This window comes from Streptomyces sp. NPDC039480, assembly GCF_055597165.1.
The window spans coordinates 398,552-412,269 of the sequence record NZ_JBVITX010000003.1 but is presented as its reverse complement, the minus strand read 5'-3'; the positions used below and the strand labels follow the sequence as shown (position 1 = coordinate 412,269).

The 13,718-nt window shown below is 70.5% G+C and carries 9 protein-coding genes; 1 reads left to right on the top strand and 8 read right to left on the bottom strand.

What is annotated here, in order from left to right; genetic code table 11:
* Positions 1 to 21 precede the first annotated feature (21 nt).
* The 4 genes from ACZ56E_RS12515 to ACZ56E_RS12500 form a co-directional block, all read right to left on the bottom strand.
* The gene (locus ACZ56E_RS12515) at positions 22 to 534 is read right to left on the bottom strand and encodes a tetratricopeptide repeat protein (RefSeq protein ID WP_471213636.1); all 513 of its coding nucleotides are present in this window, start codon (positions 532 to 534) and stop codon (positions 22 to 24) included.
* 98 nt (positions 535 to 632) lie between these two features.
* The gene (locus ACZ56E_RS12510; protein ID WP_471213634.1) at positions 633 to 1,823 is read right to left on the bottom strand and encodes a winged helix DNA-binding domain-containing protein; all 1,191 of its coding nucleotides are present in this window, start codon (positions 1,821 to 1,823) and stop codon (positions 633 to 635) included.
* 28 nt (positions 1,824 to 1,851) lie between these two features.
* Entirely contained in the window at positions 1,852 to 2,754 is a 903-nt protein-coding gene (locus ACZ56E_RS12505; protein WP_468089032.1) for an acyl-CoA thioesterase, read from the bottom strand.
* 46 nt (positions 2,755 to 2,800) lie between these two features.
* Positions 2,801 to 5,374 carry a DEAD/DEAH box helicase gene (locus ACZ56E_RS12500; RefSeq protein WP_471213633.1) on the bottom strand — a complete coding sequence of 858 codons (2,574 nt, stop codon included), beginning with the start codon at positions 5,372 to 5,374 and terminating at the stop codon, positions 2,801 to 2,803.
* A gap of 61 nt (positions 5,375 to 5,435) precedes the next feature.
* On the opposite strand from ACZ56E_RS12500, the gene ACZ56E_RS12495 reads away from it, so the two are divergent.
* On the top strand, positions 5,436 to 6,230 hold the full coding sequence (locus ACZ56E_RS12495) for a metal-dependent hydrolase (protein ID WP_471213631.1): 795 nt from the start codon (positions 5,436 to 5,438) through the stop codon (positions 6,228 to 6,230).
* 53 nt (positions 6,231 to 6,283) lie between these two features.
* Here the strand turns inward: ACZ56E_RS12495 and ACZ56E_RS12490 are convergent, their stop codons facing one another.
* The 4 genes from ACZ56E_RS12490 to ACZ56E_RS12475 all read right to left on the bottom strand — a co-directional run bounded on the left by ACZ56E_RS12490 (position 6,284) and on the right by ACZ56E_RS12475 (position 13,676).
* Positions 6,284 to 8,092 (bottom strand): ABC transporter ATP-binding protein, encoded by a 1,809-nt coding sequence (locus ACZ56E_RS12490; protein ID WP_471213630.1) that lies wholly within the window; start codon positions 8,090 to 8,092, stop codon positions 6,284 to 6,286.
* Positions 8,089 to 9,957, bottom strand: coding sequence for an ABC transporter transmembrane domain-containing protein (locus ACZ56E_RS12485; protein WP_471213629.1), 1,869 nt, complete (start codon positions 9,955 to 9,957; stop codon positions 8,089 to 8,091). Before ACZ56E_RS12485 ends, ACZ56E_RS12490 begins: the two co-directional genes overlap by 4 nt.
* 84 nt (positions 9,958 to 10,041) lie before the next feature.
* The gene (locus ACZ56E_RS12480; RefSeq protein WP_471213628.1) at positions 10,042 to 11,823 is read right to left on the bottom strand and encodes an ABC transporter ATP-binding protein; all 1,782 of its coding nucleotides are present in this window, start codon (positions 11,821 to 11,823) and stop codon (positions 10,042 to 10,044) included.
* Positions 11,820 to 13,676, bottom strand: a complete 1,857-nt coding sequence (locus ACZ56E_RS12475) for an ABC transporter transmembrane domain-containing protein (RefSeq protein ID WP_471213626.1) — start codon at positions 13,674 to 13,676, stop codon at positions 11,820 to 11,822. The genes ACZ56E_RS12480 and ACZ56E_RS12475 overlap by 4 nt, the downstream gene beginning before the upstream one ends.
* Between the last annotated feature and the right edge of the window lie 42 nt (positions 13,677 to 13,718).

The window sequence follows — 13,718 nt, the reverse complement described above, 5'->3', positions numbered from 1 at the left end:
GGGGCGGGGTGTCCGTCGGCGTCACTGCATCGTCGCGTCCAAGTCCTTGGCGTACTCCTCGATGGCGGGGCGATAGCCCGCGATGCCAGGGTCCTTGCTCGTGGCGACGAGCAGCGTCAGAAGCATCTGCATCGCGTCGTGGGTCCGGCCGGTGTTGTACAGGGCCATGGCGAGGAACGTCTTGAGACCCCCGTCGTCCGGGAACTCGGCCGCCCCTTGACTGAGTGTGGCCACAGCTTCCTCGTAGCGCCCCAGAACCCGATAGGTACTGCCCAGCCCCAGCAGAGCTCCGCGGCGATCGTCGCTCGACAGGCCCGTTCCCTTCAGAGCGCGCTCGTAGTACGGCACCGCTTCGGCCTCAAGACCGAGCGTGTCATGGACCCAAGCCGTCTGGTACGCGACCTCCGCATCGTGCGGGAAATCTGCCGCAAGGGCGACGAGTCGCTCCCTGGCCTCCTCGCGGCGGCCGCCCTCGCGGAGCCGTACGGCCTCCGACAGCAGCCGATCCCTGTCCTCACTCCGATTTCCGCTCAACGCCCCGTCCCCTTCGTGCTCGTGTCCGAAACCGGAATCTATCCCGAACGGAGGCAGAGATGTCTTTCGGATCCCGTCCCGTGACCGCCCCGCGGCCGTCAAGCGGCCAGTTCCTCCTCCAGCCACGTACGCCCACGGGTGCGAGCAGTGAGACGCACGCCGCCCAGCCGCGCGGCAAGGCGCTCCGCCTCAGCTCGGACCGAGCTCTGCGCGTCTGCGCCGACATCTTCGAGGAATCGGCACACGATCTCGCCACTGCTGTCCTGGGCCCAGCCACCGACGATGCGGCCGTCCCACCACACAGACGGGCCGATGTTGCCGTTCCTGTCGAAGAGACGTGGGCCGTGCTCCCCGAGGAACCAACCGCGGTGCTGCCAGCCCATCGGAGTGGAGTCGAGCGCCGGCAGCAGAGCCGCCCAGGGCTCGGGCTGGGCGGTCTCCTCCAGATCATCGGGGAGCAACAGGCCGTGCAGCCCGTCCAAGTCGACCTCGACGGGGCGCAATTCGGACAAGGCCCGCTTGGTTTGGGTCTTGGTCCACCCGGCCCACCACCGCAGATCATCCGCAGTGGCCGGACCGAACGTGCGGAGCCAGCGCCGGGCCAGTTCCGTCTCGGCCTCCTGGGTGTCCCAGTCCGCGAGGCCACCGGGGAACCAGTCCGTCAGCGACGCCCAGCGGTACTGATGGGAGGTCCATGTGCCACGCGGTCGGCCACGCACCACCAGTCCCTCGGCGGCGAGCAGCAGAAGGAGTCGGCTCGCCAGCTTCTGCCGCCCCTCGTAGCTCTTGCCGCGCGCCATGACCAGCTCGGTGGCCAGCCGTGGGTCATCGCCCGCGAGCTCGGCGGCGGTTGCCTCACCTCGCTGCTTGAGCGCGCGCAGCGCCACCTCTTCTGTCTGCGCCAGCCACGCCTGTACCCCGGCCGCGTCGTCGGCGACGCCGGATTCGGCCAGCATCCCCAGGAGGAGGCGCCGCTCCCGCGCGGCGACCGCCCGGGAGCAGGCGGCCTGCAGGACCGGCGCCACATCGAGGGACGTCACGAAAACCGTGCGCCGCATGCCCATCAGGCGGATCAGCGAGCGGTCCTCGTACAGCGCGCGCTCCACGTCCGCCACCTGACCGTCCCGCATGCGGGCCCAGGCGCCGACGTAGACCGACGAGGGGTCGGTGCCGTGCAGGGCCAGCAGAGACCGCGCTACCTCGACCGGATCGTCCGTCCTGGTGTCCACCGTCAGCCGATGCCGCAGCGCCAGCCTCGCCCGCCGCTCCACCGCGTCAATTCGTCGCACCGTGCCTCCCCTCCAGGCCCTTCATCAGTTACGCGCCGACTGCCGGACCGTCCATGTGGCGCTCCCCGTACGGACGGAACAGCCCTTCCTGCACCACGGATACCAGGAGGCGGCCCTCCCGGTCGTAGATACGGCCCCGGGCGAGACCGCGGCCCCCCGTCGCGATGGGGGACTCCTGGTCGTAGAGGAACCACTCGTCGGCGCGGAACGGGCGGTGGAACCACATGGCGTGGTCCAGCGACGCCATGTCGAAGCCGCGGGGCCCCCACAGGGGTTCCACCGGGATGCGGACGGCGTCGAGGAGCGTCATGTCGCTCGCGTAGGTGAGCGCGCAGGTGTGCACGAGCGGGTCGTCGCCCAGCGGGCCGACAGCGCGCATCCACACCGCGCTGCGCGGCTCGGCGCCCTTGGTCTCCTCGGCGGTCCAGCGCAGCCGGTCGACGTAGCGGATGTCGAAGGGCTGGCGCCGGGCCATGCGTTCCAACTGCTCCGGGAGTGCGCCGAGGTGCTCCCTGATCTCTTCGGCGACCGTCGGCAGCGACTCCGGATCCGGGGCGTCCAGGCGCGGCGGCAGCTGGTGTTCGAAGGCGCCCTGTTCGGGCTGATGGAAGGAGGCGGTGAGGTTGAAGATGGTGCGGCCCTGCTGGACGGCGGTGACGCGGCGCGTGGTGAAGGAGCGTCCGTCCCTGACCCGTTCGACCTGGTACACGATGGGCACGCCCGGGCGCCCCGGGCGCAGGAAATACGCGTGCAGCGAGTGCACCGGGCGGTCGCCCTCGGTGGTCCGGCCCGCCGCCACCAGGGCCTGCCCGGCGACCTGCCCGCCGAACACCCGCTGCAAGGACTCGTTCGGGCTGCGGCCCCGGAAGATGTTCACCTCGATCTGCTCGAGGTCCAGCAGGTCGACCAGCCGGTCGGCGGGATTGTTCATGACAGTTCCTCGACTCCTGTCCGGGACACACGGATCCTCGGGGCGCTCAGAGTTGGCCGACGTCCGTGACCCGGACGACGGCGCGGCCCTCCTCGTCGGAAGCCGCGAGATCGACCTCCGCGCTGATGCCCCAGTCATGGTCGCCGTTCGGGTCGGCGAACGTCTGCCGGACGCGCCACAGACCGTGCTCAGGATCCTCCTCGATGAGCAACAGCTTGGGCCCACGGGCATCGGGGCCGGTGCCGAGATCTTCGTACTCGTCCCAGTACTTGTCCATGGCCTCACCCCACGCATCCGCGTCCCAACCGGAGTCGGCGTCCAGCTCGCCCAGCTCCTCGACGTGGTCGAGGGCGGCCAGCTCGACCCTGCGGAACAGCGCGTTGCGGACCAGGACGCGGAAGGCGCGGGCGTTGGCCGTGACCGGCTTGACCTCGTCGGCCTTCTCCTGTGCCTCCTCCGCCGTCATGACCTCGGGGTTGGCCAGTTGCTCCCACTCGTCGAGGAGGCTGGAGTCGACCTGGCGCACCATCTCGCCGAGCCAGGCGATCAGGTCCTCCAGGTCCTCGGACTTCAAGTCGTCCGGGATGGTGTGTTCCAGCGCCTTGTACGCGCTCGCGAGGTAGCGCAGGACGATGCCCTCGGTGCGAGCGAGTTCGTAGAAGGACGTGAATTCCGTGAAGGACAGCGCCCGCTCGTACATGTCGCGGACGACGGACTTCGGGGACAGCGGGTGATCGCCGACCCACGGGTGGCTCGTGCGGTACGTGTTGTACGCGTGGAAGAGCAGCTCCTCCAAAGGCTTCGGGTACGTGATGTCCTGGAGCCGCTCCATCCGGTCCTCGTACTCGACGCCGTCGGCCTTCATCAGCGCCACGGCCTCGCCCCGCGCCTTGTTCTGCTGGGCCGCGAGGATCTGACGCGGGTCGTCGAGAGTGGACTCGACGACGGACACCATGTCCAGGGCGTACGAAGGGGACTCGGGGTCGAGGACTTCGAAGGCGGCGAGGGCGAACGTCGACAGGGGCTGGTTGAGCGCGAAGTCCTGCTGCAGGTCGACGGTCAGACGCACGATGCGGCCCGTCGAGTCCGGCTCGTCGAGCTTCTCCACGACGCCGCCGGCGAGGAGGGAGCGGTAGATCGCGATCGTCCGGCGAATGTGCCGCAGCTGCTGCTTGCGCGGCTCGTGGTTGTCCTCGAGGAGGTGCCGCATCGCCTCGAAGGCATTGCCGGGCCGCGCGATCACGGACAGCAACATGGTGTGCGTGACCCGGAACCGGGAGGTCAGCGGCTCGGGCTCCGAGGCGATGAGCTTCTCGAAGGTGCTCTCGGACCAGGCGACAAAGCCCTCGGGTGCCTTCTTGCGGACCACCTTGCGGCGCTTCTTCGCGTCGTCGCCGGCCTTGGCGAGCGCTTTCTCGTTCTCGATGACGTGCTCGGGCGCCTGGGCGACCACGAGGCCCGCCGTGTCGAAGCCCGCACGCCCGGCGCGCCCGGCGATCTGGTGGAACTCCCGCGCGCGCAGAGTGCGGACACGAGTGCCGTCGTACTTGGTGAGGGCGGTGAACAGCACGGTGCGGATCGGGACATTGACGCCGACACCCAGGGTGTCGGTGCCGCAGATGACCTTGAGGAGGCCCGCCTGCGCGAGCTTCTCCACCAGGCGGCGGTACTTGGGCAGCATGCCGGCGTGGTGCACGCCGATCCCATGGCGCACGTAACGCGAGAGGTTGCGGCCGAACTTGGTGGTGAAGCGGAAGTTGCCGATCAGGTCGGCGATCTTGTCCTTCTCCTCGCGCGTGCACATGTTGATGCTCATCAGCGACTGCGCGCGCTCGACCGCTTGGGCCTGGGTGAAATGGACGATGTAGACGGGCGCCTGCTTGGTCTCCAGGAGCTCGGTGAGCGTCTCGGTGATCGGCGTCAGACGGTACTCGTACGACAGCGGCACCGGCCGCGTCGCGGACCGGACGACCGAGGTGGGGCGGCCCGTGCGGCGCGTCAGGTCCTTCTCGAACATGGAGACGTCGCCGAGCGTCGCCGACATGAGGATGAACTGCGCCTGCGGAAGTTCGAGCAGCGGGATCTGCCAGGCCCAGCCGCGGTCCGGCTCGGCGTAGAAGTGGAACTCGTCCATCACGACCTGGCCGATATCGGCGTGCTTTCCGTCACGCAGCGCGATCGAGGCGAGGACCTCGGCCGTGCAGCAGATGACGGGAGCGTCGGCGTTGACCGACGCGTCACCGGTCAGCATGCCGACGTTCTCAGTGCCGAAGAGCTTGCACAGGTCGAAGAACTTCTCCGATACCAGAGCCTTGATCGGCGCCGTGTAGAAGGTGACCTTGTCCTGGGCCAGCGCCGTGAAGTGGGCGCCCGCCGCGACCAGACTCTTGCCGGAGCCGGTCGGCGTGGACAAGATCACGTTCGCCCCGGAGACCACCTCGATCAGTGCCTCCTCCTGGGCCGGGTAGAGGGTGATGCCCTGGTCCTCGGCCCACGACGAGAAGGCTTCGAAGAGGGCATCTGGGTCGGCGTCCGGCGGCAGCTGATCGATAAGGGTCACACCCCCATCTTGCCTTCCTTCCTGCCCGATCACGGAACCGGAGGTATCCACGAAGATCACGACCGCTACGCTGTGTCGCCAACGGGGCGTCAGAACAATGGAAATGGGGCGGGCAACACCAATGATGGGACCGGCACACTCACTGTCGGGGGCGGCGGCCTGGCTCGGGGTCGGTGCCGCGGCAGCGGCCGCGGGGCACACGATGCCCTGGCCGGTTCTCCTCGTAGGAGCGCTGATCTGCGCCGGAGCGGCACTCGCGCCCGACCTCGACCACAAGTCGGCGACCATCTCGCGGGCCTTCGGGCCGCTGTCCCGGGGGCTGTGCGAGATCGTCGACAAACTCTCGTACGCCGTCTACAAGGCGACCCGCAAGCAGGGGGACCCGCGTCGCTCGGGCGGGCACCGCACACTCACGCACACCTGGCTGTGGGCGGTGCTGATAGGGGCGGGCGCGTCGGCTCTGGCGATCTTCGGGGGTCGCTGGGCGGTGCTCGGGATCCTCTTCGTCCATATGGTGCTCGCCATCGAAGGCCTGCTGTGGCGGGCCGCCCGCGGGTCGAGCAGCGATGTCCTGGTGTGGCTGCTCGCCGCGACGAGCGCCTGGATCCTCGCCGGTGTCCTGGACAAGCCGGGCAACGGCTCCGACTGGATGTTCACCGCGCCCGACCAGGAGTACCTGTGGCTGGGGCTGCCGATCGTGCTCGGCGCGCTGGTGCACGACATCGGGGACGCGCTGACCGTCTCCGGGTGCCCGATTCTGTGGCCCATCCCGATCGGCCGCAAGCGCTGGTACCCGATCGGGCCCCCGAAGGCTATGCGGTTCCGGGCCGGGAGCTGGATCGAGCTCAAGGTGCTGATGCCGGTGTTCATGCTGCTCGGGGGAGTGGGCGGCGCCGCGGCGCTCAACTTCATCTGAGGCGTGACTCTCGTCCTAAGCATGGCCACGCGGACGCCGACGCCGACGCCGGCTCAGGTCGTGGGCGGGTGCTCGCCGTGCCAGGAGTGCCAGAGCGCGGCGTAGGCGCCGCCGGCCGTCACGAGGTCGTCGTGGGTGCCGAGCTCGGTCACCCGGCCGTCCTCCATGACCGCCACCCGGTCCGCGTCGTGGGCCGTCTGCAGCCGGTGGGCGATGGCGATGACGGTGCGTCCGTGGAGGACGGCGGCCAGGGCCCGTTCCGTGTGGCGCGCTGTCGTCGGGTCCAGAAGCGCGGTGGCCTCGTCCAGGATCAGCGTGTGCGGATCGGCGAGCACGACGCGGGCCAGGGCCAGCTGCTGGGCCTGCGCCCCGTGCAGGCGATGGCCTCCGAGGCCCAGCTCGGTGTCCAGACCGTCCGGCAGTCCGTCGGACCAGTCGGCGCCCACGGCGGTGAGGGCGGTCTTCAGCTCGACGTCCGTGGCGGACTCCGCCGCGATGATCAGGTTGTCCCGGAGAGTGCCGAGGAAGACGTGGTGCTCCTGGGTGACGAGGACGACCTGACGGCGCAGCCGGTCGGGCGGAAGGTCGGCGATCGGTACGCCGCCGACGGTCACCGTGCCCTCGACCGGTGCGTCGATCCCCGCCAGAAGTCGGCTCAGAGTGCTCTTGCCCGCCCCCGAGGGCCCGACGATCGCGAGACGCTCGCCAGGATGTACGGAGAGGTCGACGCCGTGCAGGACGTCGGCGGTGCCGCTGTAGGCGAAGCGGACGCCGTTGACCTCGATGCGGTCGTCCTCGGGGGTGCCGCCGTGGGGGAGGAGGGGAGTGATGGCGCCGGTGGGACCCGTCGGGGCGGCGGCCAGGCCTTCGACCCGGGCGAAGGAGGCGCCACTGCTCTGCAACTGTTCCACCTGCTGGAGGATCGTGTCCAGCGGTTGGGAGAGCTGCTGAAGGTAGAGGGCCGCAGCGACCACCGTGCCAAGGCTCACGGAGCCCTGCTCGTGTAGGATCCCGCCGAGGAGCAGCACGGCGACGACCGGGACGGCATACGAAATGTCGATGGAGGGGAAGAGGACGCTGCGCAGGAACAGCGTCCGGTCGTGGGCGGCGACGCACCGTCCGATCTCCGCCTCACTGTCCGCGACACGACGCTCGCGCAGTCGCAGGGCCTCGACGGTGCGGGCCCCGGAGGCCGTGGCCGCGAGTACCTCGGCCAGTGCGGAGTGGGCCGTTCCCTGCTCGAGGTAGGCGGAGTGCGCACGGCGCAGGTACCAGCGGGTGGCGAACCAGATGCCGGTGAGCCCGACCACACCGCAGACACCCAGCAGCGGTTCCAGCAGAAAGACCGCGCCGAGGATGAAAAGCGCTTGCACGGCCGCCACGAAGACATCCGGCCCGGTGTCGCGCAGCATTTGCCCGGCGGTCGCGACGTCGGTGGTGCCGCGGGCCGTCAGATCGCCCGCTCCGGCCCGCTCCACGACGGAGGCCGGCAGGGCGAGGGCCCGGTCGACGAACTGCTCACGGATACGGCCGAGGGTCCGCTCGCCGAAGCGATGGGCGAGGTAGCGGGCGTGGCGCGCCAGAAGGAGCTGGGCGAAAGCGCCGACAAGGATGCCGAGGGCGAGATGGTCGACGGTGTCGACGCCCCCGCCGTCCCTGACCGTGTTGATGATGCGCCCGAGGAGCCAGGGGCCGACGAGCCCCGCTGCCGCGGCGAGCGCATTGAAGACGATCATGGTGATGAAGGCGCCGGTGTCCCGCCGGATGAGCCGGATGGCGGCACGTCGGACCTGGCGGCGGTCGGCCACGGGCAGGTGCCCCGGCGCGGGCTCTGCCGCGTTCTCGCGGCGGGGCGGCGTCATCGGAGGGCCTCATGAGTCGGCTCGGCGGGAGGTTGGGGGCGTTGCTGTCCGTGTGGCGTGTGCTGCTCCTCCGCCTCGTCGCCCTCTTCAGCCCCGCGCGACACCAGGCGTCGATAGCCCGGATGACCTGCCAGCAGGTCGGCGTGGTGGCCGACGGCGGCCACGCAGCCGTCCACCAGGTAGTACACGACATCGGCTTGGTCAAGGACGAGGGGAGACGTGCTGGTGACAAGAGTGGTGCGGCCGTCGCGGGCGGCGCGGAGACGGGACGCCATGTTCGCCTCGGTGTGGGCGTCGACCGCCGATGTGGGCTCGACCGCCAGGAGCACCTCGGGGTCGGCGAGGAGGGCCCGCGCCAGGCGGACGCGCTGACGCTGGCCGCCGGACAGGTTGCGACCCTGTGCGTCGAGGAGGGCATCGAGTCCGTCCGGGAGGCCGAGGACGATGTCGCGAGCCATGGCCGCCTCGACCGCGTGGGCGATGGCGTCCTCGTCCGGAGCCCAGCGGCCGGAGATCGCGGCACGCAAGGTACCGGCGAAGAGGTCCGCTTCGTTGTCCGCCACCAGGATCCGGGCCCGCACCTCGTCCAGCGCGACGGCGTCGAGGCGGACCGAACCCCGTGTGACGGAGGAGGGAGCGAACCGGCCGAGCCGATCGACGATCTCCGTGCCGTCGGACGCACGAGCGCTGACGAGCGCGGTGAGGAGGCCGGGGGCGACCTCGACGCCGGATGCGGGGTCGCGCAGCACGGATGGTTTCTCGGGTGCGGGTGCGGGTGCGGGTGCGGGTGCGGAAGCGGAAGCAGGAACCGGAGCCTCCGAGTTCACCGGATGTCCGTTCTCCCAGCCCTGCGGCTCCAGCACCTCCAGCGGCTCCAGCGGCTCCAGGTTCAGAAAGTCGACGACCCGGCGCGCGGCGACGAGGCCCCGGCCGATGTCGTAGCTGCCTTCGATGAAGAAAGTCACCGGTACCACGAGCACGGCGACGTAGCCGTAGATGGCCACCAACTCGCCAACAGTGATGGTGCCCTGCGCCGCCATGCGTGCGGCGAGCCACGTCACGGCGGCCAGGAAAAGGGTCGGCAGGCCGAGACCGAAGGCCTGGATCCAGCTCATGCTCGACCCGACCCGGTAGCCCTCGTCCCGCAGTTGGCGGGAGCCCTCGCGGTAGCGGGCCGCGAACACCCTCTTGCCCCCGAGGCCGTTGAGGACACGGAGCCCGCCCGCGAGGTCCCCGAGTGTCGCGGCGAGTGCGCCCTGGCGCTCCCGGTAGGCCGTCTCGGCCCCTTGCAACCGGCTGAGGAACGGCCCGATCAGCACGGCGAGCAGAGGCACGCCGACCAGCACCACCACAGCGAGCAACGTGGAGACGGACAACAACAGCGCGGCCACCACGAAGTAGGCGATCACCGAGCCCACGCCTGGCCCGGTCACGGTGAGGGTCTGGCTGATCACACCCACGTCGGAATGGCCGATCGTGACGACCTCACCGGCCGAGATGCGGCGGGGCAGCGCGGCGCCGAGCCGGGTCGCGTGGTCGACCACGACCCGCACGGTGCGGAAGTAGGCGTCGAGTCGGATCCGGGTCATCGTGCGATGCCGCATGATCGCCAGCCAGGCGTTCAGGACTCCGATGCCGAACAGGGCCGCGCACCAGCCCACCAGAGCGGACCGGTCACCCGCCCGCAGGCCCTCGTCGATGGCGCGCGACAGGACGTACGGGGGGAGCGTCAGGCAGACCATCCACGCGCTGCCCAACATGGCACCGGCAGCCACACGGCGAGGCTGGCTGACGGTCACCCACCAGAGGTAGCGGGCGGGCCCGCGCCGATCGGGGACGCCGGGTTCCGTGGACGATGCAGCCATCCACGAACCCTAACTACCCTCGCCCGGAGGCCAATAGGGCCCCCTGCGCTCAGCGCGCCCACCTCCCCGTACGCCCAGTCCTTCCTATCCGTGCCAGGACCGCCACAGCGCCGCGTACGCGCCGTCGGCCGCCACCAGCTGGTCGTGGCTGCCCAGTTCGCTGATCCGGCCGCTCTCGACCACCGCGATGACATCGGCGTCATGTGCGGTGTGCAGTCGGTGGGCGATCGCCACGACCGTGCGGCCGTCCAGGACGCGGGCGAGGGAGCGCTCCAAGTGCCGTGCCGCGCGCGGGTCGAGGAGCGAGGTCGCCTCGTCCAGGACCAGCGTGTGCGGGTCGGCGAGGACCAGTCGAGCCAGGGCGATCTGCTGGGCTTGGGCGGGCGTCAGGGCGAACCCGCCGGAGCCGACCTCGGTGTCCAGTCCCTCGTCGAGGCCACGCGCCCAGTCGGCGGCGTCGACCGCGCCGAGTGCGGCCCAGAGTTCGGCGTCCCGCGCTCCGGTTCTGGCGAGGAGGAGGTTGTCGCGCAGAGAGCCCACGAAGACGTGGTGTTCCTGGTTGACCAGCGCCACATGGGCGCGGACCGCCTCCGCGGGCATGTCCGACAGTGCGGCGCCGCCCAGGGTGATATGACCGGTGCGAGGTCCGTAGATCCCGGCGAGAAGCCTGCCCAAGGTCGACTTGCCCGCGCCCGACGGGCCGACCAACGCGACGCGCGAACCGGGTTCGATGGCGAGAGACACCTCGCGGAGCACGTCGACGCCCGCGCGGTAGCCGAAGTGGACGTCGTCGGCGAGGACATGTCGTCCTTCCGGAGTCACGGAGGGGTCACCCGCTTCCGGCTCGATGTCGCGCACGCCGACGAGCCGGGCCAGCGACACCTGGGCGACCTGAAGTTCGTCGTACCACCTGAGGATGATCCCCAGCGGGTCGACGAGCATCTGCGCGATCAGAACCCCGGTGGTCAGCTGGCCGACGCCGATCCAGCCCTGGAGGACGAAGACTCCGCCGATCATCAGGGTCGAGCAGAGGACGGTCGTGTGGGTGAGGTTGAGTACCGGGAAGAGGACCGACCGCAGGTAGAGGGTGTATCGCTCCCAAGCGGTCCATTCCGCGATGCGGCGCTCCGAGAGCTCGACGCGGCGGCGGCCGAGGCGGTGGGCCTCCACCGTGCGTCCCGCGTCGACGGTCTCGGTGAGGGCGGCGGCCACGGCGGCGTATCCGGCGGCCTCCGAACGGTAGGCGGAGGGAGCCCGCTTGAAGTACCAGCGGCAGCCCACGACGAGGAGGGGCACGGCGACGAGCACGGCGGGTGCCAGCGGCGGCGCGGTCACGACGAGTCCGCCGAGCAGCAGCACAACCCACACCACGCCGATGGCGAGCTGCGGCACGGCCTCACGCATGGCGTTGGCCAGCCGGTCGATGTCCGTGGTGATGCGCGACAACAGGTCGCCGGTACCGGCCCGCTCCAGGACGCCGGGCGGCAGCCCGACGGATCGTACGAGGAAGTCCTCCCGCAGATCTGCCAGCATCCTTTCGCCGAGCATCGCACCGCGCAGCCGCACTTCGCGCACGAAGAAGGCCTGCACGAGGAGGGCCACCGTGAACAGGCCGATGGTGAGTTCGAGGTGGAGGTCCCGTGTGTCGTCCGAGACCTTCTCGACCAAGCCGCCGAGGAGATAGGGGCCGACCATCGAGGCGATGACGGCGAGTGTGTTCACCAGGATGAGCAGGAGGAAGGCCCGGCGGTGGCGCCGGAACAGTTCGCGAACGTAGTCGCGCACGGTCGTGGCCGAGCCGACGGGCAGGGTCTCCGCCGTCGTGGGGGCCGCCGGATCGTACGCCGGAGGCGCCAGGCCGATCATGCCGTCTCCTCGATGTCGAAATTCGCCAGGGCGTCCGAGGGGCCGGTCAGGGCCTCCGCGGCGACACGTTCCGTGTGTTCGGTGTGTTCGGTGTCCGTCTCGCGGGTCACGACCGCGCGGTACCGCGGTTCGCTGTGCACCAGTTCCCGGTGTGCGCCTACGGCCGCGACCTCGCCGTCGGCCAGGAAGACGACACGCTCGGCACGGTCGAGGAGCAGCGGTGACGAGGTGAGCACCACGGTGGTGCGTCCCCGGCGCAGTTGCCGGATGCCGTCGGCGACCCGGGCTTCGGTGTGCGAGTCCACGGCGGACGTCGGCTCGTCGAGCACGAGCGCCTCGGGGTCGGTGACCAGTGAACGGGCCAGAGCGAGGCGTTGGCGCTGGCCTCCGGAGAGGGAGCGGCCACGTTCCGTGAGGTGGGCGGCCATCGGGTCGTCGTCCACCGACGCCTGTGCGAGCGCGTCCAGGACGTCGGAGCACTGGGCGGCGGTCAGCGCCTCCTTGGGGCTGACCGCGCCCGATGCCGGTACGTCGAGGAGGGCGCGAAGGGTTCCGGAGAGCAGGACGGGGTCCTTGTCCTGGACCAGTACGGCGGTGCGGGCGGTGTCCAGCGGCAGGTCGTCGAGCGGTACGTCTCCGAGGCGTACGGACGGCAGGTCCGCGGCGTCGTCGAACGCGGGGTGTCCGCCGAGCCGTTCGGCGAGCCGCCCCGCCTCGTCCGGGTCGCCGCACACCACGGCGGTGAGGCGGCCCGCCGGGGCGAGCAGGCCCGTCGCCGGGTCGTACAGGTCACCGGAAGGAACAGGCGGGTCACCCGCCGAAGACTTTGTATCTGCGGCGTCCGTACCCTTCGGCGCCGTCCGCTGCAGGGCGAGGACCCGGGCCGCTCGTTTCGCGGAGGGCCGGGAGAAGGAGTACGCCATGGCGATCTCCTCGAAGTGCCGCAGCGGGTAGTTGAGCATCATGATGGCGCTGTAGACGGTGACGAGCTCGCCCACCGTGACGCGGCCCTCGCGAGCGAGGTGCACGCCGTGCCAGACGACCACGATCAGCAGCAGCCCCGGCATCAGGATCTGGATCGCCGAGATGACGGCCCACATCCGGGCACTGCGCACCGCGGCGGTGCGGACCTCCTGCGAGGCACGGCGGTAGCGGTCGAGGAAGAGTTCCTCGCCGCCGATGCCGCGCAGCACCCGCAGCCCGGCGACGGTGTCCGACGCCAGTTCGGTGGCCCGCCCCGCCTTCTCGCGCTGGAAGTCCGCCCGGCGCGTGGCGCGGGGCAGCAGCGGCAGCACCGCTATCGCAAGCACCGGGATGCCGACGGCGACGACGACACCGAGGGCGGGCTGGTAGACGACGAGACCGACGCAGACCAGGACGACGGTGAGCGCGGCCGCCGCGAACCGCGACAGCGCCTCGACGAACCATCCGATCTTCTCGACGTCACCGGTGGAGACGGCCACGACCTCTCCGGCGGCGACGCGCCGGGTCAGTGCGGAGCCGAGCGCGGCGGTCTTGCGGGCGAGCAGCTGCTGCACGCGCGCCGCGGCCATGATCCAGTTGGTGACCGCGGTGCGATGCAGCATGGTGTCGCCCACCGCGATGCCGATGCCGAGCAGGCCGATCAGCGCGCCCGCCAGGGCGAGCCGGCCGCCGGAGCGGTCGAGCACGGCCTCGACGGCGACGCCGACCATGTAGGGCAGGCCCGCGATGGAGCTGAAGTGCAGCAGGCCCCAGGCGAGTGACTTGAGCTGCCCACCGAGCTGGTTGCGGCCCAGCCACAGCAGGAAGCGCGGCCCCGACCGGACATCGGGGACACCGGGGTCGGTATACGGAAGGTCGCGAATCTGCATGACGTCCCAGGACTAGGTGCGGCGGCGTCGCTCCGACGAGGA

What these genes read in the sequence shown, in the direction of transcription:
- ACZ56E_RS12505 (WP_468089032.1), bottom strand. Translation starts at nt 2,754, where the DNA reads ATGAACAATCCCGCCGACCGGCTGGTCGACCTGCTGGACCTCGAGCAG.
- ACZ56E_RS12495 (WP_471213631.1), top strand. Translation starts at nt 5,436, where the DNA reads ATGATGGGACCGGCACACTCACTGTCGGGGGCGGCGGCCTGGCTCGGG.
- ACZ56E_RS12490 (WP_471213630.1), bottom strand. Translation starts at nt 8,092, where the DNA reads ATGACGCCGCCCCGCCGCGAGAACGCGGCAGAGCCCGCGCCGGGGCAC.
- ACZ56E_RS12485 (WP_471213629.1), bottom strand. Translation starts at nt 9,957, where the DNA reads ATGGCTGCATCGTCCACGGAACCCGGCGTCCCCGATCGGCGCGGGCCC.
- ACZ56E_RS12480 (WP_471213628.1), bottom strand. Translation starts at nt 11,823, where the DNA reads ATGATCGGCCTGGCGCCTCCGGCGTACGATCCGGCGGCCCCCACGACG.
- ACZ56E_RS12475 (WP_471213626.1), bottom strand. Translation starts at nt 13,676, where the DNA reads ATGCAGATTCGCGACCTTCCGTATACCGACCCCGGTGTCCCCGATGTC.